Below are 24,996 nucleotides of genomic sequence, written 5' to 3' on the forward strand. Positions count from 1 at the left end.
AGCCGGCCGCGCCTCAGCCGATGACCCGGTTGAGGAAGGCGTTGCCGAAGACACGGTCGGGGTCGACCCGGTCGCGCAACTCCCGGAAGTCGCCCATCCGCGGGTAGAGCGGCTCCAGCTCGCGGACGCCGGCGACGAAGCACTTGCCCCAGTGGGGCCGTGCCCCCAGCGGCAGAAGCGCCTCCTCGACGGCGCGGAGCACGGCATACACCTGCTCGGGGTCGCGCAGCCACGTGAAGTGCACCGCCACGACGTCGTGACCGTAGGAGCTGCTGAGCCAGTGCGCGTCGGCGGCGACCGTGCGCAGCTCGGACACCTGCAGCACCGGCGACATCCGGTCGCGCAGCGCCCGCAGCCGCTCGACGGCGGTCAGCGCATGCTCGCGCGGGAGGAGGTACTCGCTCTGCAGCTCCTCGCCGCGGCTCGGGGTGAACTCCCTGCGGAAGTGGGGCAGGCGGTCGAGCCACGGCCCGGGGACCCCGCCCTGCCGGGTCACCGACTGCGTCGCACCGCCCTCGAGCATGTGCAGGGTCGTCGTCGCGGGCGAGGCGCCGTGCAGCACCGCCGGGGTGGCCGCAGCCTCGTCCGGCCGGCTCTTGAGCCACACCTGCTCGATCCCGTCGTCGGCCCACCGGGTGAAGAGGCTGACGCTGTAGGCGCTGCTCGTGACCGTGTCGATGTCGGCGGCCAGCGCCTCCCAGGACAGCCCGGTCCAGACGTCCTGGCGCACCTCGTAGGTCGGTTCGACCTCGAGCGTGACGGCGGTGACCACGCCCAGGGCGCCGAGGGCGACGACGCTGCCCTCGAAGTCGGCGTCCCCGCGACTCACCGACCGGATCGCCCCGTCTGCCCCGATGACGTCGAGGGAGGTGACCGCCGTTGCGAGAGAGCCGTTCCCGACGCCGGAGCCGTGCGTGCCCGTGGCGATCGCGCCGGCGACAGAGATGTGCGGGAGCGAGGCGAGGTTGCCCAGCGCCCACCCGGCCGCGTGCAGCCTGGTGGCCACCTCGCCGTATGCCGCCCGCCCCGCCACACGGGCCGTGCGGTTCGCCTCGTCGACCTCGACCGTCGTCGGCAGGTCGACGAGCGAGACGAGGACGCCGTCGTCCGTGTCGGTGATGTCGGTCAGGTCGGTGAAGCTGTGCCGGGAGCCCAGCGCGCGCACCCGGGGCGCCGCCGCGACGACCTCCTGCAGGTGCTCGACCGACCGGACCCGTTCGATGCGACCGCGGTAGGTGTGGTTGCCCGCCCAGTTCGTCTCCGCCATCCGGACAGTCTGCCCTCGGCCGGCCCCCCGACCGGCCACGTCCGGAGCGTGTCACGGCCGACGACGACCTCCGCCGGGCCGTAGCGTCGTCAGGACGACGGTCACCCGTCCCGGTCGCACACCACCCCTCAGGAGCCTCCATGCCACGCACCACCCCCACGTCGATCGAGCTCACGGCCGAGGGCCTGCTCCTCGAGGTGGTGACGGCCGGCGCCGCGGTGCGTCGCCTCGTCGTGTCGGACGTCGAGGGAGATACGAATGTCGTTCTCGGGCATCGGGATCCGATGACCTATGCCGTGGACGGCGGCTACCTGGGAGCGACCATCGGCCGCTTCGGCAACCGGCTGGCCGGCGCCCGGTTCACCCTCGACGGCGTGGAGCACCGGGTCGCCGCGAACGAGGGCCGCAACGCCCTGCACGGCGGCCTCGAGGGTTTCGACCGGCGGGACTGGACCGTCGAGGAGCAGGGAGCGTCCCACGTGCGGTTCGGCCTGCACAGCCCGGACGGCGACCAGGGCTTCCCGGGCGCCCTGGACGTCAGCGTGACCTACACGGTGGCGCCGGGCTCGGTCCGCATCGACTACGAGGCCACGACCGACGCCGACACCGTCGTGAGCCTGACGAACCACAGCTACTTCAACCTCGACGGCGAGGGCAGCGGTCCCGTCGACGCCCACCGGCTCATGGTGTCGGCCGACACGTTCACCCCGGTCGACGCCGAGCTGATCCCCACCGGTGAGCTCCGGGACGTCACGGGCACCCCCTTCGACCTCCGCCGACCGACGGTGGTCGCGGACGCCTTCTCCCACCACGACGAGCAGCTCGTGCACGGCCAGGGCATCGACCACAACCTCGTCGTGCGCGGCGTCGGGATGCGGCACGTCGCGACCCTGCGGGGGACCTCCGGGCGCACCCTCGAGGTCACGAGCGACCAGCCCGGCGTGCAGGTCTACACCGGGGCACACTTCGACGGCACGGTCATCGGGACGAGCGGCACGGCATACGGCCCCCGCGCAGGGATCGCCTTGGAGACACAGGGATTTCCTGACGCACCCAACCACGCGGACTTCCCGTCGACGCGCCTGCGGTCCGGCGACCGCCACGCGAGCACGACGACCTGGCGGCTCGGCCGCGAGTGACGCGACGCGCCGTCAGACCTGGTGACGACGGCGGTGCGCGCGCTCCTCGTGCAGCTCGGGGTGGACGTCCTCGGGCAGCTCCTCGGGCTCGGCACCCTCACCGGGACGAGCCACGCCCCACCCGTCCGACGTGATGGTGTCGACCGGCGGGTTGCCCACGAGGTGGGACCGCTCGGCGCCCTCGGGATGGTCCCGGCGCGCCCGCTCGGTGTCGTCCCGATGCCCGTTGAGGGACTCGTTGACGTCGCGGCCGCGCCAGGCATGGCGCGGTCCGACGACGACGAGCCCGATCACGAGGATCACGACGACCGCCAGCATGACGAAGAGCCCTACACGATCACCCATGGTGCCTCCCGGGTCCGACCCTGCCTGTCTCGACGGTACTCCCGAGCAGGCACGAGCGGACGGGAAAGGCGCTGGGGCTCAGGTCTGGTCGGGAGAGCCCGAGACGTCGTTCGCCCGGGCCCGGAGCGGGTCGCGCGCGTCGGGGGTCTCGCCGCCGGCACCGGCTCCGGCGACCGCACTCCCCTCGCCCGAGGCCGACAGCGTGTCGACGGGCGGGTTGCCCACGAGCCGGTCCGCATCGGGGGCCGGCACGTCACCACCGTCCGCCGCCTCGACCTCGGGGTTGAAGGTCTCGTGCTCCACCCCGCTGCGGGAGTGACGCCGTGGTCGCATCACCAGCAGGATCAGCACCAGCAGGATGGCGATGCCCAGCATGACGAAGAGTCCTCCGCGGTCGCCCATGTCTCTCCCTTGCTCGTCGAACGGTCTCCCTGGGCGTACCCAATGCCGGGAGGACGACACGAGCACGAAGACGCGGGGGAACGCCGGCGGTCCCGGTCAGTCGCTGTGGGCGCGGGCCCGGGACGCCGCCACCCGCGCGGCCCGCTCGCGCTCGAGGCGGGCCTTGGGGTCGTTGCCCTCGCCGAGCTGGGCCGGACCGAAGATCGTGAGGCCGATGAGGCGCAGGCGGTAGCCGATGCGGTAGCCGATGGACAGTCCCCTGCTGGATCCCGAACGCGACACGAGAGCTCCTCAATAGTTAGTGCACTAACTGTTAGTGTACACATCAACCGACGACCTCCCGGAGGACGACTGCGATGGCCCCACGCCCACCCGCCCACCCCGGCGCGACGAGCGTCTCGCCCGACGACCTGCTGCAGCTCGACCGGCAGGTGTGCTTCGCCCTGGCCGTCGCCGCCCGCAACGTCATCGCGCTCTACCGCCCCGTGCTCGAGCCGCTCGGGCTGACCCACCCGCAGTACCTCGTCATGCTCGCCCTCTGGGAGCGGTCACCACTGACCGTGCGCGAGATCGGCGACCTGCTCCGCCTCGAGCCGGCCACCCTCTCGCCCCTGCTCAAGCGGCTCGAGAGCGCCGGCCTCGTGACCCGGGACCGGCACCCCCACGACGAGCGCGCGCTCGCCATCACCCTGACCGAACGGGGACGTGGACTGCGCGAGCAGGCCCTCGAGGTGCCGCCCCGGATCGTCGCCACCCTCGGCATGGACATCGAGGAGCTCCAGGCCCTGCACGCGTCGCTGAGCCGCGTCATCGCGGCATCGACCCCCCCGCTAGCCACGACCTGACGCCGCGTGTCCGGGACGCCTCCCACGAGGTCAGCCGTTCGGCCCGGGGCTGCCTGCTCAGTGCCCGGTGGGCTGCTGCGACGCCGCCGCCGCACCGAGGGCCGCCAGGTCGAGCCGGTGCACGGGCTCGTGGTCGACGACGACACGCTCGCTCACCTGCAGGTCGGGTCCCACCCGCACCAGCACCCCGGGGTCGAGCAGCCGCCAGCCGGGGTCCTCGTCGAGGCGCTCGCTCGCGACGACGACGCTCGGGGCGTCACCCAGCTCGTCGCTGACGACGTGCGTGCCCGCCTCGCTGCGGTGGTCGAGACCCGCGGCGGGGTCACGCCGGTCGAGCAGCCACAGCGCGTGGGTGTCGGGGTAGCGGCACGCCCAGAGGTCGGTGGGTGTGACGAGGACGAGGTTGACGGCATACACCGGCAGGTGGCGGGCGACCCAGCCGAGCGCGCGCTCGATCCCGACCCCGACGTCTCCCCCGGCCTCGCGGGTCTCGGCCGTCACGAGGGCGAAGAGGCGCTCCGAGTCGGTGTCGCCCTGGACCAGGGACATGGCCTCGCCGAGGTGTCGCTCGAGCGCGGGAAGGCCCTCGACGACACCGTTGTGGGCGAAGAGGCGCCCGTCCTGCTCGAAGGGGTGGGTGTTGTCCGGGATGGGGGCGCTGCCCGAGGAGTGACGCACGTGCGCCACGAACGTCGAGCTGCGTCGCTCCCTCGCCTCGCTCGCGAAGGCGGGGTCGTGCCAGGCCGCGAGCGGCTGCTTCTCGACGACCGGACGTCCGTGCTCGTCGAACGTGCCGAGCCCCGTGCCGTCGGGGTTGGCGTGCGACTGGCGGCGCAGGCTGTCCGGGGAGTCGAGCAGCCAGAAGGTCGCCGACACCCGGGCGTGCCCGGCGCTCATCCCGAAGAGACGGCACACGGCTAGCGGCTCTCCACGACTTCCTTGGCCTTGGCGATGGCGAAGCCCCAGCCCTGGGCGAGCTTGGGCTTGGGCGGGATCGCGACCTCGTCGGGGTTGGTGACGACGTCGAGCAGCACCGGGCCCTCGGCCGCGAGCGCCCACGTGACCGCGTCGTCCAGGTCGTCGGGGTCGGTGACCCGACGGCTGGTCAGCCCCATCGCCGCGGCGACGGCCGCCATGTCGGGGTTGTCGAGCTCGGTGCCGAACTCCGGCAGGCCACCCTGCTCCTGCTCGAGCTTCACCATGCCGAGGCGGCCGTTGTCGAAGACGACGAGGACGACCGGCAGCCGGTAGGTCACGGCGGTGCGCAGGTCGCCGAGCAGCATCATCAGACCGCCGTCGCCGGCGAAGGCCACGACGGGCCGGGTGCGGTTGAGGGCCTGGGCTCCCAGCGCCATCGGCATCGCGTTGGCCATGGACCCGAGGTTGTAGGAGCCGACGAGCCGGCGCGTGCCGCGCATCGTGACGAAGCGGGCGAGCCACGCCGTCGACATGCCGGTGTCGCTCGTGAAGATCGTCGAGTCCGGCGCGAGGCGGTCGACCGCCGCTGCCACGGCCTCGGGCCGGATGCGGTCGTCGGGGTTGTCGAGCACCGCACGGGCCCGCCCGAGGAGCGTGCGGTCGTGGTCCGGGTGGAGCAGCGAGCGCTGACGCCCGTGCCAGCTCTCGTATGCCGTCCGCGCCGTCTCGAGGTGACCGCGGTCCTCGCGCCTGGTCAGTCGCGGCACGAGCCGGTCCAGCGTCGCGGCCGCGTCGCCGACGAGCGCGTGCTGCACCGGGGTGCGCCGGCCGACGTGCTCACCGCGAGCGTCGAGCTGGATGACGGTCTTGCCGGTCGGGTACCAGTCCCGGTACGGGAAGTCGGTGCCGACGAGGACGAGCACGTCGCAGTCGTCCATGGCCTTGGCGGCCGCGGGGTTGCCGATGAGTCCCGACTGGCCGACCTCGAAGGGGTTGTCGTGCTCGAGACCCTCCTTGGCCTTGAGCGTGAGCACCATCGGGGCGGCCAGGACGTCGGCCAGCTCGAGCACCTGCGAGCGCGCCCCGCGCGCGCCGCAGCCGACGAGGAGCGTCACGGCGGCGTCGCCGTCCAGGGCGGCGACGGCGGCGTCGACCTGAGCGTCCGGCGCCGGGGCCGGCACCCCTGCCGGCGCGAACGTCGCGGGCCGCACCGACCTCGCGACGGGGAGGTCGCCGACGTCGCCGGGCAGCGTCAGCACGGCGACCCCGCGCATCGACTGGGCCGCGTTGACGGCCTGCTCGAGCAGGTAGGGCAGCTGCTCGGCCGAGGTCAGGGTCTGGCTCCACACCGACACGTCGGCGAAGAGGGCGTTGTTGTCGACCTCCTGGAAGAAGTCGGTGCCGATCTCGGGGCTCGGGACCTGGCCGCAGATGGCAAGGACCGGAGCGTGCGACTTCTTCGCGTCGTAGAGGCCGTTGAGCAGGTGGATCGAGCCCGGCCCGACCGTGCCCATGCAGACGCCGATCGTGCCGGTGAGCTGCGCCTGCGCGCTGACGGCGAAGGCGGCGACCTCCTCGTGACGCACCCCCACCCACTCGACGCGCTCCTCCGTGCGGATGGCGTCGGTCAGCGGGTTGAGGGCGTCTCCGACGACCCCCCAGACCTGCGTCACCCCCGCGTCGGCCAACGAGGTGATGATGTGCTCAGCGACGGTGGTCATGGGCGGTCCTTCCGCAGGGGTGGGCGGTGGGTCGGGGCTCGGAGCGGCGTTGCCGTGGAGGCAGGGACGTTCAAGGACGGTGGGGTCAGAGGTGGGACGGGTGGGGCCCGGCGCCGAAGTGGTCGGCGCTCGCGGTGGCCCAGTCGTGCGCCCAGCCCTTCGGCGGCTCGGCCAGCAGCTGGCCCGGTGAGAGCCACTCGTAGAGGGCGGCATACGACTGGTTGTCGGTCGTGGAGACGTTGAGCCGCAGGTGGTGCGGCGTCAGGTGCGAGGGGTCGGTGACGCCCATGGCCGCCATGAGGCGCATCGCCTCGTCGACCGTGGCCTGCTGGTAGCGGTGGACGCGCTCGCTCTTGTCGCCGACGTCGAGCGCCCTCGCCCGACGGGCGTTCTGGGTGGCGACCCCGCTCGGGCACTTGTCGGTGTGGCAGCGCTGCGCCTGGATGCAGCCGGCGGCCATCATCATGGCGCGGGCCGAGTTGGTGTAGTCGGCCCCCTGGATGAGGCGCTTGACGATGTCGTTGCCGGCGGCGACCTTGCCGCTCGCGCCGAGGCGCACCCGGTCGCGCAGCCCGACACCCACGAGGGCGTTGTGCATGGTCATCAGCCCGTGGGTCAGCGGCATGCCGACGTGGTCCTCGAACTCGAGCGGCGCGGCGCCGGTGCCCCCCTCGGACCCGTCGACGACGATGAAGTCGGGCGTCGTGCCGACCTCGAGCATCGCCTTGCAGATGGCGAGGACGTCGACCCGTGAGCCGACGCAGAGCTTGAAGCCGGTCGGCTTGCCGCCGGCCAGCTCACGCATGCGGCCGATGAACTCGATGAGCTCGACCGGGGTGTGGAAGACGCGGTGGCTCGACGGGCTGACGCACTTCTCGCCCTGCGGGACCTGCCGGATGTCGGCGATCTCCTTGGTCACCTTGGCGCCCGGCAGGACGCCGCCGATCCCGGGCTTGGCACCCTGGCTCAGCTTGAGCGACACACACTTGACCGAGTCGCCCGAGGCCTTGTCCGAGAAGGTCGCAGGGTCGAAGTCGCCGTCCTTGGTGCGAGCGCCGAAGTAGCCCGTGCCGATCTCCCAGACGATGTCGCCGCCGTTCTCGAGGTGGTAGGGCGACAGGCCGCCCTCGCCCGTGTCGTGGGCGAAACCACCGAGGGCGGCTCCCTTGTTGAGGGCGCGGATGGCGTTGGCCGACAAGGCCCCGAAGCTCATCGCCGACACGTTGAGCAGCGCCATCGAGTAGGGCTTCGTGCAGTCCGGGCCGCCGACGAGGACGCGCGCGGGCTGGTCCGGCGGGTCCGCGGGCGCCGCCGAGTGGACGAGGTACTCGTAGCCGACCTCGTTGACGTCGAGCTCGGTGCCGAAGGGCCGCTCCCCGTGGATGCCCTTGGCCCGCTCGTACACGACGGACCGGGTGTCCCGATCGAAGGGCCGACCGTCCCAGTCGCGCTCGATGAAGTACTGCTGGAGCTCGGGACGGATGTCCTCGAGCAGGTAGCGCAGGTGCCCGGCGACCGGGTAGCGCCGAAGGATCGTGTGCTTCTTCTGGAGGAGGTCCCAGGCCGCGAGTCCCGCTGCGCCCACGCCTGCTCCGCCGAGCACCCATCTGCTCCTGGCCACGACTGCCTCCTCGCCGTTCCGGCGGGCCGTGTGCCGACCCGCTCGCCTACCGAAGTGCGCATCCGGACCCGCGCACTCCGTCGTTCGCGTCCACCCGAGACCTACCCCCGACACGGGACCGCCCACCTGAGAGGTTCCTGAGCCCGTGCGTGCGTCACAACCTGTGCACGGGCTGGACGTCCGCTGTGACCGCGCTCGCAGCGGACGTCCAGCAACCACCCAGCCACGCGGGGGATCGTCTGAGGCATGAGCACCCGAACACCGCGGGCGCGGGCCTCGCACCGGCCCGCGCGACTGCTCACCGGCCTTTACGCCCTCGCTACCCTCGTGGCCCTGCTGCTGACGCTCTTCGCGCGACGCCGGCCCCACCCGCTCCTCGCCGAGGACCTCTTCGGGCTGCTCAACGTGCCGGTGGCCCCCACCTTCGTCTCGGTGGTCGTGCTCGCCCTGGCCACCCGGGCCCTGCTGGGCCGCAAGCGGGTCGCCCTGTGGTTCGTTGCCGTCTTCCAGGTCCTCGGCATCTACGTCGGCTTCGTCGCGCTCGTCCCGGCCGCCCGGCTCCCCCGGACCGGCATGTGGGTCAGCCGTGGCAGCCTCGGCCGCGAGCTCGACATCGTCTCGACGCTCGTCGCCGCCCTCGCGCTGTGGTGGCTCTGGCGGCTCCGCCGCGAGTTCACCGGCCGGCTGCAACGAGGCTCCTGGGGCCTCGCGCTCGCGGCGCTCGTGGTCGGCTCCGCCGTCACGGTCGGCGTCGCCTGGCTCCTGCTCGGCGTCGTCGGAGCCCCTCGGTCGCAGGTGGACCCGCTCGTCGACACGGTGCTCGCGGTGTTCGGCGGGGTGAGTCGTCAGACCCTCTCCATGGTGCCGACCTGGGTGGTCGACGTCGTGGCCGTCTGCGCGGGCCTGACGATCCTGTCGGCCGTCACGCTCTTCCTCGCCTCGGCGCGCCCGCGCAGCCGCTGGTCACCCGACCGTGAGGTGGCGCTGCGCGAGCTGCTGGCCAGGCACGGGTCCGAGGACTCCCTCGGCTACTTCGCGACCCGTCGCGACAAGGCCTCGGTCTTCTCCCCCGACGGACGCGCCGCCGTGACCTACCGCGTCGTCGCCGGGGTGTCGCTCGCGTCGGCCGACCCCGTCGGCCACCGCGACAGCTGGCAGCCGGCGATCGAGGCCTGGCGCGCTGAGGCCCGCGAGTTCGGCTGGGTGCCGGCCGTGCTCGGCGCCAGCGAGCACGGCGCCCGGGCGTATGCCGTGGCCGGCGGGATGCGGGTGCTGCTCCTCGGTGACGAGGCCGTGCTCGACGCCGGACACTTCGACCTGCGGCGCGCCTCCCTGACGCCCGTCCGTCGCGCCGTGGCCCGCGCCACCCGCGCCGGGCTCACCGTCCGGGTGCGCCGCCAGCACGAGCTGCGGCTCGAGGAGCTCGAGGAGATCGGCGACCGCGCCGAGGCCTGGCGCGGCAGCGAGTCCGACCGCGGCTTCTCCATGGCACTCGGCCGCGCGGGCGACCCCGCCGACAACGACATCCTCCACGTCACCGCCCACGACGGTGACGGCGCCCTCGTCGGGATCCTCTCCCTCGTGCCCTGGGGCCGCGCGGGCGTCTCCCTCGACGTCATGCGGCGCTCCCCCGACGCCCCGAACGGCGTCACGGAGCTCATGGTGAGCGAGCTGCTCGCCCAGTCGCGCGAGCTGGGCCTCTCGCGGCTCTCCCTCAACTTCTGCATGTTCCGGGCCGTGTTCGAGGACGCCGAGCGTCTCGGGTCCGGGTCGCTCACCCGGATGGGCGCCTCGGTGCTCGGGCTCTTCGACCGCTTCTGGCAGCTCGAGCGCCTCTACCGCTCCAACGAGAAGTACGAGCCCACCTGGCTGCCGCGCTTCCTCTGCTACGACGACGCGGTCTCGCTGCCCCAGGTGGCGGTGGCCGCAGGCGCCGCCGAGGGCTTCCTGCCCTACCCCTCGCTGCGCAGCCCCCGCGCCGAGCTCGACGCCGAGCACCTCGCGCAGGTGGCCGCCCTGACGGCCGTTCCGGTCGACGTCACCGCGCTGGGCCCCCGACGGTCCGACCAGTTCCGCCACCGGCTCTCGACGCTCGGGCGGATGCGCGAGGCGGGGCTAGAGGCCTACCCCGTCGGCGCCGCGTCGGTCACCACGACGACCATCGCCGACCTCGCCACCCTCACCGACCTCGCCCATCTCGGCGGCGCCCCGACGCCCGACCGGGACGTCGTGTCGGTCGTCGGTCGGGTGCGACAGGTGCGCGACCACGGCGGCGTCGTCTTCGCCACCCTCGTCGACGGGGACGCCCGGCTGCAGGTCCTGCTCGACGCGGCCCGGATCGGCCGCGACGTCATCGGGCAGTTCGCCACCTTCGTCGACGTCGGTGACCTCGTCCGCGTCGACGGCACCCTCGGGCTCTCGCGCACCGGCACCCGCAGCCTGCTGGCCCACTCCTGGCGGATGGAGGCCAAGTCCCTCCACCCCGTCCCGTTCCGTGCGTTCGAGGACCCGGCCACCCGGGCGCGGCAGCGCTCGACCGACCTGCTGGTGCACCCACGCGACGTCGAGCTGCTGCGGCTCCGATCGGGCGTCGTCGCGTCCCTGCGCCGCACCCTGGGCGAGTCCGGCTTCCTCGAGGTCGAGACGCCGATGCTGCACACCGTCCACGGCGGTGCGAGCGCCCGGCCCTTCCACACCTTCATCAACGCCTACGGCGTCGACCTCTCGCTGCGCATCGCCCCCGAGCTGCACCTCAAGCGGCTCCTCGTCGCGGGGCTCGGACCGGTCTTCGAGCTCGGCCGCAACTTCCGCAACGAGGGCGCCGACGCGACGCACAACCCCGAGTTCACCTCGCTCGAGGTCTACCAGCCGCACGCCGACTACACGACGATGCGCCACCTCACCGAGCGGCTCGTGCGCGAGGCCGCCCGCGCCGTCCACGGGCGCGAGGCGCTGCCGCTCCCGGCCCCTGGCACCCCGCGCGGACGCGCCGACTCGCGCCGAGGGGCCGACGGCTCGGGAGCAGGCGACGGCCGGACCGAGCTCGTCGACATCAGCGGCGAGTGGCCCGTCGTGCCGGTCCTCGAGGCGGTCTCGGAGGCCGTCGGGCACCGCATCACCATCGACACCGACATGGACCTGCTCCTCGGGCTCGCCGAGCAGCACGGCATCCAGGTGCGACCGCAGATGCGGGCCGGCGCCGTCATCGAGGAGCTCTACGCCGAGCTCGTCGAGCCCGCGACCCTGCTGCCCACCTTCTACACCGACTTCCCCGTCGAGACCTCGCCCCTGACCCGGCCCCACCGCACCGAGGCGGGGCTCGTCGAGCGCTGGGACCTCGTCGTGGCCGGGATGGAGGTCGGCACGGCATACAGCGAGCTGACCGACCCCGTCGACCAGCGGGCCCGGCTGACCGAGCAGTCGCTCAAGGCGGCCGCAGGTGACCCCGAGGCGATGGAGGTCGACGAGGACTTCCTGCACGCGCTGGAGCTCGGCATGCCGCCCAGCGGCGGCATGGGCCTCGGCGTCGACCGGCTCGTCATGCTGCTCACCGACACCTCGATCCGCTCGGTCCTCACCTTCCCCTTCGTGCGGCCCGTCTCCGCACCCCGCCCCGACCGCGAATCGAGCCCGGCATGGAACTGACCGACACCAGCCTCATCGTGCTCCTGGGCATCCTGGCGCTCGTGGTCTTCGCCCTCGTCGTCGTCGGGTTGCCGCACTGGGGCAACGCCGTCGTGCGCGCCGCGGTGAGGGGTGTGCAGGTCGTGCTGCTCAACGTGCTCGTCGTCGCCCTCGCCGGCGCGGCCCTCAACGACCAGTACCTCTTCTACTCCAGCTGGGCCGACCTCTTCGGCTCGCACTCGACGTCCGTGCAGGTGCACCACGGCGGCACGACCCCGGAGGTCGTCACGGCGGCGGTGCACGGCCCGGGGTTCAAGGGCATGGCCACCCCCGCGGTGCTCCCGCCGCTGCCCCAGCCCGGCTCACGGACCCAGAGCTACACGGTCGTCGACAAGCGCTCCAACGCCGAGGGGCAGGTCTTCGTCTACCTGCCCGTCGGCTACGACCCCAAGTCGCCCCGGACCTACCCCGTCATCATGGGACTGCACGGCTTCCCCGGCGGCCCCCGTGGCTTCCTCCGGCTCGACTTCGTCAACACCGTGGACACGCTGACGGCCGAGCACCGGCTCGCCCCCTCGATCGTCGTCGTGCCCCGCATCGACACCCCCGCCAGCCTCGACACCGAGTGCGTCAACGGGGGTCCCGGACAGCCCCAGACCGACACGTGGCTCTCCCACGACATCCCCGCGTGGACGGCCCGGCACTTCCGGGTCGAGCGGTCACGCACATCGTGGGCCACGCTGGGCTACTCCTACGGCGCCTGGTGCGCGGCCTCGCTCTCGATGCGCCACCCCGACGTCTTCGGTGGTGCCATCGTGCTGCTCGGCTACTTCCGTCCCGACTTCAGCGCGGCCTACGACCCGCTGAGCACGGCGGCGGAGAAGGGCTACGACCTCGTGACCCTGGCCCACACGGCCCCGCCCCCGATCGCCATGTGGGTGCTCACCTCGAGGGAGGACTCGCTGTCCTACCCGACGAGCTCGAAGTTCCTCAGCGTGGCCAAACCACCCCTCGACGTCACCGGCAACGTGCTGGCCCACGGCGGCCACCGCGACTCGGTGTTCACGCCGTTCATCCCCGCCTCGCTGGCGTGGCTGGCCCAGACGCTGCCGGGTTTCCGTGCCTGACGAAAGGGAGGGTATGCCGCGTCGCGACCCCTCCGAGGTCCGTCCGTCACGCTCTAGGCCGGGAGCGCACCGGGCCCGGCCGGGCGGTTTCCGCGCGAGGCCTCACCACGTGCTCGTCGCCCTCCTCGGCGTCGTCGTCCTCGCCGCGCTCGCCGTGAGCGGCGTCGTGCCGGGGCTCAGCGCGACCTCGTCGGCGGGCGGCCCGGGCAGCCCCACCTCCGCCGCGCCGGTCCCGACGACCGGCACGCGCGGCACCAGCACGACCTCGCCCGGCGCCACGGCGACGACGCCGCCGCTGCCACCCGGCCCGCTCACCGTCGTCGGGCTCGGCGACTCGGTGCCGTCGGCCGAGACGTGCGGCTGCGTGGGCTACGTCGAGCAGGTGGGCAGCCAGCTCCAGTCGCTGACCCACCACAGCTGGGTGGTGCACAACGACGCCACGGGTGGCTGGACGACCGCGGACGTGGCCGACGACCTGGGCTCACCCTCGACGCAGTCCCACCTCGCGTCGGCCGACCTCGTGCTCGTCGAGGTCGGTGCCAACGACTTCAACCTCGACCGGGTCGACGACCAGGGCTGCTTCCCCGCCGCGGGATCGAGCTGCTGGGCCTCGACGATCACCGGGCTGCACGACGGGCTCCTCCGGATCATCCAGGGCATCCGGGGCATCGACCACCGTCCCGACCTGCGCATCGCGCTGCTCGGCTACTGGAACGTCACCGTCGACGGCTCGGTGGGGCGACGGCTCGGTGAGGACTTCGTGCTCGGCAGCGACGAGCTGACCCGCCTCGTCAACACGACGGTCGAGCAGGTCGCGACCGCCACGGGCAGCGTCTACGTCGACGCCTACACCCCCCTCAAGGGCGTGTCCGGCACGCGTGACCCCACGGCCGACCTGCTCGACGACGGGGACCACCCCAACGCGACCGGGCACGTCCTGCTCGCCAACGCGGTCATCGACGAGCTGCGCACCTCAGGGTCCATGGGGCCCTGGACCGTGCCCGTCGGCCCGGGCCACCCGCCCACGCCGAGCGCAGGCTAGCCGCTCCCGGCCCCTGTTGCGCCGCGGCCGTCGTGGGTAGGTGGTCGTGGGTAGGTGCTCGTCGGAGGGACCCCCGACGCAACCCAGGAGAACGGAGACCACGATGAGCGTGACGAGCTTCCAGGACCTGCCGCTCGCGGACCGCGAGCGGGAGTGGGACGGCGACGCGGCCGAGAAGCGGGTGCGTGAGTGGGCCGGCGCCACCGACGAGCCGAACGAGAAGTACCGCGACGCCCACGTCTGGTACGACGCGGAGCACAAGACGAACTTCACGGCATACAAGCTCCTCGTCGCCGACGTCGTCGACGGGCGCCTGCGCGCGGTCCCGCGGGGAGTCATGGCCGCAGCGGCCGTCATGCAGGGCTCGCGCGGGGGCGTGGACCTGCCGGACAAGGACCGCGACCGGGTCCGGAGCCACCTCGCGAAGTACTACGCCAAGATGGGCGAGGACGCCCCGTGGGAGCGCGACTGAACCCTCGCCTACCAGGGGACGGGGTCGTCCGTCAGAAGACCGCGCCGCCCCCGGTCACGCCGAGCACGGTGCCGGAGACGTAGCTCGCATCGGTCGGGGACGCGAGGAAGACGTAGGCGGGTGCCACCTCGCCGGGCTGGCCGGCCCGACCCAATGGCGTGTCGGCACCGAACGTCTCGAGCTTCCTGCTGTCACGGGTCGCCGGCTGCAACGGCGTCCAGATGGGCCCGGGCGCCACCGCGTTGACACGAATTCCCTTGGGGCCCAGCGACGCCGCGAGGTTGACGGTGAGGTTGTTGAGGGCCGCCTTGGTCGCCGCGTAGTCGAGCAGCGCCGGTGACGGGTCGTAGGCCTGGATGGACGTCGTGTTGATGATGGAGGACCCCGGGCGCAGGTGAGGGAGCGCCGCCTGGCACAGCCACAGCACCGCGTGCAGGTTGGTGCGCATGACGCGCTCGACGTGCTCCGGCTGCAACCCCTCCAGCCCCTCGGGGCCGCGGTCCCAGTGGTAGCCGGCGTTGTTGACGAGGACGTCGAGCCCACCCAGGCCGCGTACCGCGTCGGCCACCGCACGCATGCACGTCTGGCGTTCGACGAGGTCGCCCGGCACGAGGACCGCCGTGCCGCCGGCGTCCTCGATCCACTCGGCGGTGTCCTCGGCGTCCGACTGCTCCCCGGGCAGGTAGCTGATCGCGACGTCGGCACCCTCGCGGGCGTAGGCGATGGCGACGGCACGTCCGATCCCCGAGTCGCCACCGGTGATGAAAGCCCTTCTCCCGTCGAGCTTCCCGTGGCCGACGTAGGTTTCCTCACCGTGGTCGGGCGTCGGCTCCATCCGGCTCGTCAGGCCCGGAGGCTCCTGCTGCTGGGCGGGGAAACCGCCCTTGTCGTCGTGGCGCACCATGCTCTCGGCGCGGTCGGCGATCTCGGACACGGGCCTATCCCTCCTATCGACATTCACTACGTCCCCCTCCTACCCACCTCCAAGCCGTGGAGACGGCCGACCGCCGTCGCGGACCATTGCGCATTCGCTGTCGGCGTGGCACTGTCGGAAGGTCTGAGCGGTCCAACCACAGCGCCGACTCCGTCATCCGAGACATCCGGAGATGAGTCATGGCGCCTTCCGCACCCCGCCCCCGCCAGTCCTTCGCCGAACGGGACGCAGAGACCTCCGAGCTCTTCGGTCGGCTCGCGTCCAGCGCGACCCCCGAGGAGTCCGAGGCGGTCGTCGAGCAGATCGTGCTGCTCTACCTCGACCTGTGCACGACGATGGCCGGCCGCTACGACGGACGCGGTGTCGAGCACGACGACCTCGTCCAGGTGGCCCGCCTGGCCCTCGTCAAGGCCATCCGACGCTATGAGCCCGGGCACGCACCGTCGTTCGCCGCCTACGCCGTCCCGACGATCTCGGGTGAGCTGAAGCGCTGGTTCCGCGACCGGGGCTGGGTCGTGCGTCCCCCACGTCGGCTCCAGGAGCTGCGGGCCGACCTCGCGGCCGTCCGCGCCGAGCTCGAGCAGGAGCTGGGCGCCACGCCCACCGACGCGGACCTCGCCCGTGCCCTCGGCTCCACCGTCGAAGAGGTGCGCGAGGCGGCATCCGCTGCGACGGGCTTCCGCCCCCTGTCGCTCGACTGCAGCACGGCCGACGACGACCGCCCCGGCCTGTCGACCTTCCTCGCGGCCGACGACGAGCAGCTGCGGGCGGCGGACGACCGCGTCTGCCTGACGGAGGCGCTGACCGAGCTCGACGACGACGAGCGCGAGCTGCTGCTCATGCGCTACGTCGAGGGCATGACGCAGCGCGAGATCGGGGAGGCCCGCGGCGTCAGCCAGATGCAGGTGTCACGGAGCCTGCGCCGGATCACGGTGCGGCTGCACGACCACCTGGTCGAGCAGCCGGCCGGGGACCCCGCCCAGCCCGAGGAGATGAGCACGGCGTCCTGAGAAGGGACGTCAGTCGGCGACGTCCTCGCGCTGCCGCCGGTCGCCGGCGATAGGCGGCAGGGCGCCGGTGTCGGCGACCTGCAGGGCCACCTCGTGCAGCTTGCGGTTGGCGTTCTGGCTCGCCATCCGCAGCAGCCCGAAGGCCTGGTCCCGGGTCACGTGGTGCCGCGTCATGAGCACGCCCATGGCGACCCCGATCTCGCGGTTGCTGACGAGCGCCTTCTGGAGGTTCTCGACCTGGAGCCGGTTGGCCGCCAGCGCCACCGCGAGGGCGCCGTGCGTGGCGAGCATGAGCCCGACGAGCTCGGCCCGCTCGTCGAACGCCGCCACCTGGTCCGCGTAGATGTTGAGGCCGTCGATGGCGTCGCCCGACTCGTGGCCGAGGCGGTAGCTCAGCATGCTGAGCAGACCGAGCTCGCCCGAGACCCGGGCGCCGTACTCCGGCCACCGGTCGTCGTGGCGCAGGTCCTTGGGGCGGTAGAGGGCGTCGTCGACGATGGCGTCGAGGCACGGGCCCGAGCCGAGGGCGTACTGGATCGCGTCGGCGCGACGCGCCAGGTCGTCGGTGGACGCGACCGTGCGGAAGCGGCCGTGCTCGTAGCTGGTGATGCTCGCGCAGCGCGCGCCGGGCACCCGCTCGACGGCCATGCGCGCGACGGCGTCCAGTGTGGCCTCGGGCCCGTTGGACTCGAGCTCGGACCCGAGCTGGGCGAAGGACTCGGCGATCTCCCGCAGCTCGTCGTCCGCCTGGCGCCGCTCGTCGTCACCCATCTCGCACCTGCCTCTCCTCGACCTCAAACGTAGACCCTCCGCCGAACGGGCGGCCACGGCGACCGGCGTGCTGCCCCGACGGGTACGTCACAATGAGGCCAACCTCGAGGAGCACCCGCGTGTCGTCATGTCCGTCAACCTGATCTACCTCATCGCCGGAGTCGCGATGTTCCTCGCGGCGGTGCTCCCCTCCGTGCTCGATCGGTATGCCGTGTCGGCCGCGATGGTGCTCCTCGTCCTCGGCATGGGGATCGGCCTGCTGCCCCTGCCGGAGGGAATGCGCCTGGACCCCGTCGTGATCCGTCCGCAGGTCGAGCGGATCACCGAGTTCACGATCCTCGTCGCCCTCATGGGCGTCGGCCTCGCCATCGACCGCTCGTTCGAATGGCGCAGCCGGGCGGCCTGGGCCACGTGGTCGCCGACGTGGCGGCTGCTCGCGCTCGCGATGCCCCTGACCATCGCCTCCGTGGCCCTGCTCGGCTGGGGGCTCGGGCTCGCACCGGCGGCAGCGCTCCTGCTCGGCGCCGCACTGTCCCCCACCGACCCCGTGCTGGCCAGTGACGTCCAGGTGGAGGGACCCCGCGTCGAGGAACCGGATGACGACGACGGCGAGGCGCTCGGCGAGCCCGTCGACGAGAAGGACGACGTGCGCTTCGCACTGACCTCCGAGGCCGGTCTCAACGACGGGCTGGCCTTCCCCTTCGTCACGGCCGCGGTCCTGATGGCGTCCGCCGGCGGCCTTGCGTCCGTGGGGTCCTGGGGTCTGGAGTGGTTCGCCTGGGACCTCGTGGGCAAGGTCGTCGTCGGCGTCGCTGCCGGTGTCGCCGTCGGCTGGGGCCTGGCCCGCGTCGCCTTCCGGTCCCCGCGGCGTTCGCTGCGTCTCGCCGAGCAGGGCGAGCCGCTGCTGGCCCTCGCGGCCCTCGTCATGACCTACGGCGTCAGCCAGCTCGTCGGGGGCTACGGCTTCGTGTCGGTCTTCGCCTGCGGCATGACCCTGCGCGCCGCCGAGCGCAACCACCACTACCACCGCTCGATGCACGAGGTGGTCCAGCGGCTCGAGCGGCTGCTGACGCTCATCATCCTGCTCATGCTCGGCATGAGCATGACCAAGGGCGTGCTCGACGAGCTCGACTGGCGCGGCGTCGTCATCGCCCTCGCGCTCGTCTTCGTGCTCCGGCCCCTCTCCGGCTGGGTCAGCCTGCGCCTGCGGGCCCGTCCGGCAGGGCTGCCGGGCGGCCTCGGCCACAAGGAGACGCTCGCGACCGCCTTCTTCGGCGTCCGCGGCATCGGCTCGCTCTACTACCTCGCCTTCGCGGCCGGCGAGCACCCGTTCGCCGAGGAGCGCTGGCTCTGGTCGACCGTGGCCTTCACCATCCTGCTGTCGGTCATGGTGCACGGCACGCTGGCGACGCCGGTCATGCGCTACCTCGAGCGCCGCAGGGAGCGGGGCGGTCGGGCCCGGCCCGCCTGAGGTCCCGGCCCCGCGCCGACGCAGCTCGGCGCCCGGACGGTGCACACGGCATACCACCGCATTTCAGGCACTTTCGCGCTACATCCCGGCAGGATCGGGTCTACGGGTGTGCATCCGGCGCCGTGGGGTATGGGACTGGACGGAGGCTCCAGATCAGCGGCCCCGACCCCGCGCCGACGCCCCCTCGATCGGTAGCGTCGGCTGTGCACCGAGAGGCAACCGGTTGAGTCCCGTCATCGCATCCGTCCCTGCAGGCCACGTCTACGTCCGGCACCTCGCGCCGCCCGACGGAGAGACGACGGTGACCCGCCTCGCCGACCCCCGCCCGCGCGCCGACGTCCCGGACGCGCAGTGGTGGCCCCCGAGGATGCTCGAGCCGGGCTGGGTCGACCGGCACGCGGACGAGTTCGACGTCATGCACGTGCACTTCGGCTTCGACGCCGTGTCGCCCGAGGACCTCGCAGAGGTCGTCGGGAGCCTGCGGCGCCACGGCAAGCCCCTCGTGGTCACCGTGCACGACCTGCGCAACCCCCACCACGCCGAGCCGGGACTGCACGACGCCCAGCTCGGGGTCCTCGTCCGTGCCGCGGACGCCGTGCTGACCCTGACCGCCGGGGCCGCTGCCGAGATCGCGGAGCGATGGGGCCGCGAGGCGCTCGTCGTCCCCCACCCGCACGTCGTCGAGGAGCCGCGCCTCTCGCAGGGGCGGGTGCCGCACGCCGGGTTCGTCATCGGCGTCCACGCCAAGAGCCTGCGCGCGAGCATGGACCCCCTGCCCGTCATCGAGGAGATCGTCGCCGCGCTGCCCGGGCTCCCGGGCGCCCGCCTGCGCGTCGACGCCCACACCGACGTCATGACACCGGGGAACCCTCGCCACGCCGTCGAGCTCGAGCCGCGTCTGCGCGAGCTCGCCGACGACGGCCGGATCGACCTGCACGTGCACGACTACTTCACCGACGACGAGCTCTGGGACTACCTCCAGTCCCTCGACGTGTCGGTGCTGCCCTACCGGTTCGGCACGCACTCCGGCTGGCTCGAGGCCTGCCACGACCTCGGCACGACCGTCCTGGCCCCCGACTGCGGCTACTACGCCGACCAGCGGCCCTGCATCCTCTACGCCGTGCCGGGCCCGGCGCCGGCGCAGAGCGGGAGGGGCGCCCCGCCGTTGCGCGAGGCGCTGTTGCGCGCCTACCGCGACCGCCCGTCGTGGCGGGCCGATCCCGAGCAGCGCCGCCGCGAGCGCCTCGAGATCTCTCGCGTCCACGAGCAGGTGTATGCCGCGGTGCTGGCCGACGTCGCGCAGCGAGGTGTGCCGTGCACGTCGTAGTCCTCGGGTCGTCGCGGCACCCCATCGCCGAGCCCTTCGCCGGCGGCCTCGAGTCCCTGACGTGGCACCTCGTCCGCGGCCTGCGGGACCGTGGCGTCGACGTGACGTTCTTCGCCGGCCCGGGCAGCGACCCCGCCCTCGGCGCCACCGAGCTCGACGTCACGCCGCTGCGCCTCAGCGACACGGCTCGCGCCGACGTGTCGATGGTGCCCGAGGCCTGGCTGCGCGAGCACCACGCCTACCTGCAGGTGATGCTCGCCCTCCAGCGCCGTGACGACATCGACGTGGTCCACAACAACAGCCTCCACCACCTGCCCGTCGCGATGGCCCACTCCTTGAGCGCACCGGTCCTGACGACCCTGCACACCCCTCCCACGCCCTGGCTCGAGCCGGCGATCGCCATCGATGCCCGCTCGCGCAACGTCGCGCGGCGCGGGCACTACGTCGCGGTCAGCCAGCACACCGCGAGGTCCTGGTCGCACGTCGCGTCCGCGGACGTCGTCCACAACGGTGTCGACGTCCGGCGCTGGGTCGCCGGGCCCGGCGGTGACGACCTCGTGTGGGTCGGCCGCATCGTGCCCGAGAAGGCGCCGCACCGCGCCGTCGCCATCGCCCGCGCCGCCGGCCGACGCCTGCGCATCGCCGGCCCGGTGGGTGACGCCGCCTACTTCGCCCGGCACGTGGCCGGCGAGCTCGACGACGACATCTCCTACGTCGGCCACCTCGACACCGAGGGCCTCGTGTCCCTCGTCGGCTCCAGTGCCGCCACCCTGGTCACGCCCGAGTGGGACGAGCCCTACGGCCTCGTGGCCGCCGAGTCGCTCGCCTGCGGCACCCCCGTGGTGGCCCTGGACCGCGGCGGCCTGCGCGAGTTCGTCGTGCCCGGCGTCGGGGTGCTCGTGCCGCAGGGCGCGGGTGACGACGAGGCGGCGGAGGCCGTGGCACGAGCCGTCGGGCTCGACCGGGACGCCTGCCGTGAGCACGCGGTGGCCGCCTGCTCGGTCGACCGCATGGTGGAGGCGTACCTCGACGTCTACCGGTCGCTCGCCGAGCTGGCCGGTGCCGCGTGATCGGCTACTACGTCCACCACCAGGGCCTCGGTCACCTCACCCGGCTGCAGGCCCTGGCCGAGCAACTGCGGTCCCCCGTGACCGGCCTCAGCTCGCTGCCGCGGCCTGCCGGCTGGGACGGGGACTGGGTGCAGCTGGATCGGGACGACGCGTTGCCGGCCGCCGACGCCGCGGCGGCCGATGCCACCGCGCTCGGGGTGCTGCACTGGGCTCCTCGGCACGACCGCGGGCTCGCGGGGCGCGGCGCCGCCGTGGCCGAGTGGATCCGGCGCACCGACCCCGCACTCGTCGTCGTCGACGTGTCGGTCGAGATCGCCGTGCTGAGCCGGCTCTGCGGCGTGCCGGTGGTCGTGCTCGCCATGCCGGGCGTGCGCACCGACCGGCCCCACGCCCTCGCCTACGACCTGGCCGAGGCCCTGCTCGCACCGTGGCCCGACGGCGCGCACACCGACGGCTGGCCGGCGGCCTGGCACGCGAAGCTCTGGGCCGTCGGCGGTCTGTCGCGCTTCGACGGCAGAGCCCCGGGACGGGTCGCCGTGCCGGAGGGTGCCCTGCCCGACGGGCCCGGCGCGCCCGGGCGTCCGCGCCGCGTCCTGCTCCTGTGGGGAGGTGGCGGACGCGGGACGTCGGCCGCCGAGGTCGCCGCCGCGCGGGCAGCGACACCCGGGTGGGAGTGGGTCGAGCGAGGGCCCGGGTCGCCCTCCCCCGACCTGTGGTCCGACCTCGCCTCGGCCGACGTCGTCGTCACCCACGGCGGCCAGAACTCCGTGGCCGAGGTCGCTGCGGCAGGTCGGCCGGCGGTCGTCGTGGCCCAGCCCCGCCCGTTCGACGAGCAGGTCGCCACGGCCCGGGCGGTCGAGCGGCTCGGCGCAGCCGTCGGCGTCGACACCTGGCCCCGTGCCGAGTCCTGGCCCGGGCTGCTCGACCGCGCCGTCGCTCGGGGTGGTGAGGGCTGGCGCCGGTGGTCCACCGGCAACGGCGCCGCCGTCGCGGCCGCGCGGCTCGACGCGCTCGTCGACCGTCACCGCCGGTCGATGGAGCGGGCTGCGTCGTGAGCCCCGGTCCGGCTCCTTCCGCCGCTGCCGGCGGGGGCAGCCTCGCCGTCGTGACGATCGTGCACGGGCGCCACGAGCACCTCGAGCGCCAGCTCTGGGGCCTGCGCCGGCAGAGCTGCCCGCCCGACGCCCACGTCGTCGTCGCGATGGACGACCCGCACGTCGAGGCCGTCGCCCGGAAGCACCGGGGCGGCTGGGACCTGCACGTGGCCGAGACCTCACGTCACGACGGCCACCTGCCGCTCGCCGCCGCTCGGAACCTCGGCGTCGACGTCGCCGCCCGGGCCGGAGCCGACCGGGTCGTGCTCCTCGACGTCGACTGCATCCCGTCGGCCGGGCTGGTGGGGAGGTATGCCGCGGTGCTGGCCTCGCCGGACGACCACCTCCCCGACGTGGCGCCGGCCGAAGGCCCGACGGTCCTCGCCGGCGAGGTGGCCTACCTGCCGCCTGCTCCCGCGGGCCTGGACTACCGGGACCTCGGGCTCGCGGCCCTGACCGACCTCGCCTCCCCCCACCCGGCCCGCCCGGTCCTGGCCGCCGACGACGTGCGTCCGGCGTCGGACCTGCGCCTCTTCTGGTCCCTCTCCTTCGCCCTCACCGTGCGTGACTGGCACGCGGTCGGCGGGTTCGACGAGGGCTACGTCGGCTACGGAGGAGAGGACACCGACTTCGGGCAGCGCCTCGGCGCGGCCGGCGGCCGCCTGCTGTGGGTCGGCGGGGCCCGGGCCCACCACCAGCACCACCCGACCTCCTCGCCGCCGGTGCAGCACGTCGACGACATCGTCGCCAACGCCAACCGGTTCGCCGAGCGCTGGGGGTGGTGGCCGATGGAGGGCTGGCTCGAGGAGTTCGCGGCACGCGGGCTCGCGCGCCGGACGCCAGACGGGAGCTGGCACGCCCACTCGTCGGCGCCGGGCTAGCCGGCTGGTCAGCGCGCGAGCACCACTGTGCTCAGGGCGTGCTCGAGGACGGCCCTGCTCGTCGAGCCGAGCGTCATGCCGGCGAAGCCCCCGCTGCCCGTCGCGCCGAGCACGACCTCCTCCGCCGCGGCCGAGAGGTGGATCAGCTCCTCGGCGGCGTGGCCCGAGAGCACCTGCTGCTCGATCTCGACGTCGGGGAAGTCGGCGGCGACCTCGTCCACGACCTCCCCGAGGTAGGCCGCCGTGGCCTCCTGGGGGTCGGCCGTGAACCACCACGGCGACGCACCGACACGGTCGGGCGGCGCCAGCGGGTAGAGGTGCCACACCGCGACCGCGACGACCCGGTCACCCTTGGCGCGCGCGTCGGCACAGGCCCACCGCAGTGCGATGCGGCTCTGCTTCGAGCCGTCCACCCCCACCACGATCCGGGCCCTCCGCCCGGGCACACGTGCGTCGGGTCCCACCTCCACGCGTGCTGCCGTCGGTGTGACGCCGGCAGCCGTCGGCCCGCCATCGGGGCGTGTCCTCTCGTCCATGGGGCTCACCTCTGCTCCCAGCCTGCGCCCGGGTCGCGGGGGGCGGCAGGTGCATCCGTCCTGTCCGATCCGGGACCTTGGTCCCGTCCGCGGCACGACCTTCGGCCGTACCCGCGGGCGTCACGACCTGTGCACCATCGACGCAGCGCCGCGACCGGCGGCTACGACCTGGGAGAGCACCATGTGCACGGTCCTCATCACGTACTCCACCCCGCAGCCGCTCGACGAGACCACTGCGCCCGGAGCCTCTGCAGAGGTGGGCGGCGCGCCGTCGGTCCCGACGACCCCCTCGCCCGCGGCCGCACCGTCCTTCGCCGCCACGACGGCCGGCATCGACGAGGCCATCGCCGCCGCGGTCGCCGACGAGCTGACCCGAGCCGGTCATCGCGTGGCGTGCCGTCCGAGCGTGGCCGTCACGACGACGAACGGCTTCGACCTCGTGGTCGCCGTCCATCGCCTGCGGGTCAGCCACTCGAACGGTGGGTGGCCTCTGCCCGTCGACCCGGACGACCCGGAGACAGCAGCGCAGGACGGCGTCGACCGGTTCGAGAGCGACCAGCACCACGACGAGGCCTCCACGATCCCGATGACGTGGTGCGCCGACTGGCGTGCCGTCGACGCGTGGGCCCGAAGCGTCGGCGACCACCTCGTCCACTTCCTCGAGCTGCGCACCGAGCTGGCCCGCGTCCGCGCAGAGCTGGACCGCTGTCGCGTCATGCTGCTGGCCACCACGCCCGAGGCCCGACCGCTCTCGGCCCCCGAGCTCGGCCGGCCGGCCAACCGGGACGGCGACCGGGACGTCGGACGAGAGGGCCACGGAGGCCGACGCACCCACCGGCTGGCCGCGGCCGGCCACGCCTCGGGGAGCTGACATGTCGACCTCGGGCTCGCGGGCGGCGGAGCACGCCGAGAGACCACACGCCCCACGGACGAACCGCCGGATCAACTACGTCGACCTGACCCCCGGGGAGTGCCAGCTGCTGCTCGACTCCCGCGACATCGGACGCATCGGCTGGAACGCCGGGCACGGCCCGCAGATCCTCCCGGTCAGCTACGCCTGCGTCGCCGACATGATCGTCTTCCGCACCTCCCCGTTCGGCGTGCTCTCCGAGCTCGTCCGGCCCACGCAGGTCGTGCTCGAGGTGGACGACCTCGACGCGAGCGCCCACACGGGGTGGAGCGTCATCGCCCGTGGCCGTGCCCAGGCCGTGGCCTCACCGGCCCTGCTCACCCACCTGTGGACCGTGGACGGTGCGGAGCCCTGGGCCGGTGGCGTGCGCAACGTCTTCATCGGGATCACGGTCGAGCGCCTGACCGGACGCTCCTTCGGCTCGCAGCGAGTGCCGTCCGCGGCCCGGCGAGGCACTCACTGAGAGCCG

At 73.3% G+C, this 24,996-nt stretch carries 24 protein-coding genes; 14 read left to right on the top strand and 10 right to left on the bottom strand.

Annotation, left to right across the window (positions count from 1 at the left end; all coding sequences use genetic code 11):
* Positions 1-13: 13 nt before the first annotated feature.
* Positions 14-1,267 (bottom strand): D-arabinono-1,4-lactone oxidase, encoded by a 1,254-nt coding sequence (locus tag ABD297_RS00150; RefSeq protein ID WP_344252080.1) that lies wholly within the window; start codon positions 1,265-1,267, stop codon positions 14-16.
* 140 nt (positions 1,268-1,407) lie between these two features.
* On the opposite strand from ABD297_RS00150, the gene ABD297_RS00155 reads away from it, so the two are divergent.
* Positions 1,408-2,406: an aldose epimerase family protein gene (locus ABD297_RS00155; protein WP_344252081.1), complete on the top strand. Its 999-nt coding sequence runs from the start codon at positions 1,408-1,410 to the stop codon at positions 2,404-2,406.
* A 12-nt stretch (positions 2,407-2,418) separates the two neighbouring features.
* On the opposite strand, the gene ABD297_RS00160 is transcribed toward ABD297_RS00155, so the two are convergent.
* The 3 genes from ABD297_RS00160 to ABD297_RS00170 all read right to left on the bottom strand — a co-directional run bounded on the left by ABD297_RS00160 (position 2,419) and on the right by ABD297_RS00170 (position 3,435).
* A complete protein-coding gene (locus ABD297_RS00160) occupies positions 2,419-2,751 on the bottom strand; it encodes a hypothetical protein (protein WP_344252082.1) in 333 nt (110 codons plus the stop codon).
* Positions 2,752-2,829: 78 nt separating this feature from the next.
* Positions 2,830-3,153 (bottom strand): hypothetical protein, encoded by a 324-nt coding sequence (locus ABD297_RS00165; protein WP_344252083.1) that lies wholly within the window; start codon positions 3,151-3,153, stop codon positions 2,830-2,832.
* Positions 3,154-3,249: 96 nt separating this feature from the next.
* Positions 3,250-3,435 carry a hypothetical protein gene (locus ABD297_RS00170; protein WP_344252084.1) on the bottom strand — a complete coding sequence of 62 codons (186 nt, stop codon included), beginning with the start codon at positions 3,433-3,435 and terminating at the stop codon, positions 3,250-3,252.
* Positions 3,436-3,509: 74 nt separating this feature from the next.
* Between ABD297_RS00170 and ABD297_RS00175 the strand changes: the two genes are divergently transcribed.
* Positions 3,510-3,998 (top strand): MarR family winged helix-turn-helix transcriptional regulator, encoded by a 489-nt coding sequence (locus ABD297_RS00175; RefSeq protein ID WP_344252085.1) that lies wholly within the window; start codon positions 3,510-3,512, stop codon positions 3,996-3,998.
* A 57-nt stretch (positions 3,999-4,055) separates the two neighbouring features.
* Here ABD297_RS00175 and ABD297_RS00180 read toward each other — a convergent pair whose 3' ends face one another.
* The 3 genes from ABD297_RS00180 to ABD297_RS00190 form a co-directional block, all read right to left on the bottom strand.
* On the bottom strand, positions 4,056-4,913 hold the full coding sequence (locus tag ABD297_RS00180) for a class II glutamine amidotransferase (RefSeq protein ID WP_344252086.1): 858 nt from the start codon (positions 4,911-4,913) through the stop codon (positions 4,056-4,058).
* A gap of 2 nt (positions 4,914-4,915) precedes the next feature.
* Entirely contained in the window at positions 4,916-6,637 is a 1,722-nt protein-coding gene (locus ABD297_RS00185) for a thiamine pyrophosphate-dependent enzyme (protein ID WP_344252087.1), read from the bottom strand.
* 85 nt (positions 6,638-6,722) lie between these two features.
* The gene (locus ABD297_RS00190; RefSeq protein WP_344252088.1) at positions 6,723-8,258 is read right to left on the bottom strand and encodes an FMN-binding glutamate synthase family protein; all 1,536 of its coding nucleotides are present in this window, start codon (positions 8,256-8,258) and stop codon (positions 6,723-6,725) included.
* Between the two features lie 246 nt (positions 8,259-8,504).
* Between ABD297_RS00190 and lysX the strand changes: the two genes are divergently transcribed.
* From lysX to ABD297_RS00210, 4 genes are all read left to right on the top strand, one after another.
* On the top strand, positions 8,505-11,903 hold the full coding sequence (gene lysX, locus ABD297_RS00195; RefSeq protein ID WP_344252089.1) for a bifunctional lysylphosphatidylglycerol synthetase/lysine--tRNA ligase LysX: 3,399 nt from the start codon (positions 8,505-8,507) through the stop codon (positions 11,901-11,903).
* Complete coding sequence (locus ABD297_RS00200; RefSeq protein ID WP_344252090.1) at positions 11,894-13,009, top strand: alpha/beta hydrolase; 1,116 nt, start codon at positions 11,894-11,896, stop codon at positions 13,007-13,009. The genes lysX and ABD297_RS00200 overlap by 10 nt, the downstream gene beginning before the upstream one ends.
* A 109-nt stretch (positions 13,010-13,118) precedes the next feature.
* Positions 13,119-14,051: an SGNH/GDSL hydrolase family protein gene (locus ABD297_RS00205; RefSeq protein WP_344252092.1), complete on the top strand. Its 933-nt coding sequence runs from the start codon at positions 13,119-13,121 to the stop codon at positions 14,049-14,051.
* A gap of 103 nt (positions 14,052-14,154) precedes the next feature.
* Complete coding sequence (locus ABD297_RS00210) at positions 14,155-14,523, top strand: hypothetical protein (protein WP_344252093.1); 369 nt, start codon at positions 14,155-14,157, stop codon at positions 14,521-14,523.
* A 31-nt stretch (positions 14,524-14,554) separates the two neighbouring features.
* On the opposite strand, the gene ABD297_RS00215 is transcribed toward ABD297_RS00210, so the two are convergent.
* Entirely contained in the window at positions 14,555-15,427 is an 873-nt protein-coding gene (locus tag ABD297_RS00215) for an SDR family oxidoreductase (RefSeq protein WP_344252456.1), read from the bottom strand.
* A gap of 209 nt (positions 15,428-15,636) precedes the next feature.
* Between ABD297_RS00215 and ABD297_RS00220 the strand changes: the two genes are divergently transcribed.
* Complete coding sequence (locus tag ABD297_RS00220) at positions 15,637-16,467, top strand: sigma-70 family RNA polymerase sigma factor (RefSeq protein ID WP_344252094.1); 831 nt, start codon at positions 15,637-15,639, stop codon at positions 16,465-16,467.
* 9 nt (positions 16,468-16,476) lie between these two features.
* Here the strand turns inward: ABD297_RS00220 and ABD297_RS00225 are convergent, their stop codons facing one another.
* Positions 16,477-17,238 (bottom strand): GAF and ANTAR domain-containing protein, encoded by a 762-nt coding sequence (locus ABD297_RS00225; RefSeq protein WP_344252095.1) that lies wholly within the window; start codon positions 17,236-17,238, stop codon positions 16,477-16,479.
* 127 nt (positions 17,239-17,365) lie between these two features.
* Between ABD297_RS00225 and ABD297_RS00230 the strand changes: the two genes are divergently transcribed.
* From ABD297_RS00230 to ABD297_RS00250, 5 genes are all read left to right on the top strand, one after another.
* On the top strand, positions 17,366-18,709 hold the full coding sequence (locus ABD297_RS00230) for a cation:proton antiporter (RefSeq protein ID WP_344252096.1): 1,344 nt from the start codon (positions 17,366-17,368) through the stop codon (positions 18,707-18,709).
* Between the two features lie 223 nt (positions 18,710-18,932).
* Entirely contained in the window at positions 18,933-20,036 is a 1,104-nt protein-coding gene (locus tag ABD297_RS00235; protein ID WP_344252097.1) for a glycosyltransferase family protein, read from the top strand.
* Positions 20,024-21,106 (top strand): glycosyltransferase, encoded by a 1,083-nt coding sequence (locus ABD297_RS00240; RefSeq protein ID WP_344252098.1) that lies wholly within the window; start codon positions 20,024-20,026, stop codon positions 21,104-21,106. The genes ABD297_RS00235 and ABD297_RS00240 overlap by 13 nt, the downstream gene beginning before the upstream one ends.
* Positions 21,103-22,161 carry a glycosyltransferase gene (locus tag ABD297_RS00245; RefSeq protein WP_344252099.1) on the top strand — a complete coding sequence of 353 codons (1,059 nt, stop codon included), beginning with the start codon at positions 21,103-21,105 and terminating at the stop codon, positions 22,159-22,161. Before ABD297_RS00240 ends, ABD297_RS00245 begins: the two co-directional genes overlap by 4 nt.
* Positions 22,162-22,211: 50 nt before the next feature.
* A complete protein-coding gene (locus ABD297_RS00250; protein WP_344252100.1) occupies positions 22,212-23,081 on the top strand; it encodes a glycosyltransferase family 2 protein in 870 nt (289 codons plus the stop codon).
* Between the two features lie 8 nt (positions 23,082-23,089).
* Here the strand turns inward: ABD297_RS00250 and ABD297_RS00255 are convergent, their stop codons facing one another.
* On the bottom strand, positions 23,090-23,617 hold the full coding sequence (locus ABD297_RS00255; RefSeq protein ID WP_344252101.1) for a universal stress protein: 528 nt from the start codon (positions 23,615-23,617) through the stop codon (positions 23,090-23,092).
* 181 nt (positions 23,618-23,798) lie between these two features.
* On the opposite strand from ABD297_RS00255, the gene ABD297_RS00260 reads away from it, so the two are divergent.
* Both ABD297_RS00260 and ABD297_RS00265 read left to right on the top strand, forming a co-directional pair.
* Positions 23,799-24,488: a hypothetical protein gene (locus tag ABD297_RS00260; RefSeq protein WP_344252102.1), complete on the top strand. Its 690-nt coding sequence runs from the start codon at positions 23,799-23,801 to the stop codon at positions 24,486-24,488.
* A gap of 1 nt (position 24,489) precedes the next feature.
* Complete coding sequence (locus tag ABD297_RS00265) at positions 24,490-24,990, top strand: pyridoxamine 5'-phosphate oxidase family protein (RefSeq protein WP_344252103.1); 501 nt, start codon at positions 24,490-24,492, stop codon at positions 24,988-24,990.
* Positions 24,991-24,996 lie beyond the last annotated feature (6 nt).

The organism is Terrabacter carboxydivorans, from assembly GCF_039532035.1.
In the GTDB taxonomy this organism is placed as follows: Bacteria; Actinomycetota; Actinomycetes; order Actinomycetales; family Dermatophilaceae; genus Terrabacter; species Terrabacter carboxydivorans.

Coding starts and splice junctions, on each gene's coding strand:
- ABD297_RS00220 (WP_344252094.1), top strand. CDS start 15,637: ATGGCGCCTTCCGCACCCCGCCCCCGCCAGTCCTTCGCCGAACGGGAC.
- ABD297_RS00260 (WP_344252102.1), top strand. CDS start 23,799: ATGTGCACGGTCCTCATCACGTACTCCACCCCGCAGCCGCTCGACGAG.
- ABD297_RS00155 (WP_344252081.1), top strand. CDS start 1,408: ATGCCACGCACCACCCCCACGTCGATCGAGCTCACGGCCGAGGGCCTG.
- ABD297_RS00150 (WP_344252080.1), bottom strand. CDS start 1,267: ATGGCGGAGACGAACTGGGCGGGCAACCACACCTACCGCGGTCGCATC.
- ABD297_RS00200 (WP_344252090.1), top strand. CDS start 11,894: ATGGAACTGACCGACACCAGCCTCATCGTGCTCCTGGGCATCCTGGCG.
- ABD297_RS00225 (WP_344252095.1), bottom strand. CDS start 17,238: ATGGGTGACGACGAGCGGCGCCAGGCGGACGACGAGCTGCGGGAGATC.
- lysX (WP_344252089.1), top strand. CDS start 8,505: ATGAGCACCCGAACACCGCGGGCGCGGGCCTCGCACCGGCCCGCGCGA.
- ABD297_RS00175 (WP_344252085.1), top strand. CDS start 3,510: ATGGCCCCACGCCCACCCGCCCACCCCGGCGCGACGAGCGTCTCGCCC.
- ABD297_RS00185 (WP_344252087.1), bottom strand. CDS start 6,637: ATGACCACCGTCGCTGAGCACATCATCACCTCGTTGGCCGACGCGGGG.
- ABD297_RS00255 (WP_344252101.1), bottom strand. CDS start 23,617: ATGGACGAGAGGACACGCCCCGATGGCGGGCCGACGGCTGCCGGCGTC.
- ABD297_RS00215 (WP_344252456.1), bottom strand. CDS start 15,427: ATGGTGCGCCACGACGACAAGGGCGGTTTCCCCGCCCAGCAGCAGGAG.
- ABD297_RS00230 (WP_344252096.1), top strand. CDS start 17,366: ATGTCCGTCAACCTGATCTACCTCATCGCCGGAGTCGCGATGTTCCTC.
- ABD297_RS00160 (WP_344252082.1), bottom strand. CDS start 2,751: ATGGGTGATCGTGTAGGGCTCTTCGTCATGCTGGCGGTCGTCGTGATC.
- ABD297_RS00165 (WP_344252083.1), bottom strand. CDS start 3,153: ATGGGCGACCGCGGAGGACTCTTCGTCATGCTGGGCATCGCCATCCTG.
- ABD297_RS00210 (WP_344252093.1), top strand. CDS start 14,155: ATGAGCGTGACGAGCTTCCAGGACCTGCCGCTCGCGGACCGCGAGCGG.
- ABD297_RS00265 (WP_344252103.1), top strand. CDS start 24,490: ATGTCGACCTCGGGCTCGCGGGCGGCGGAGCACGCCGAGAGACCACAC.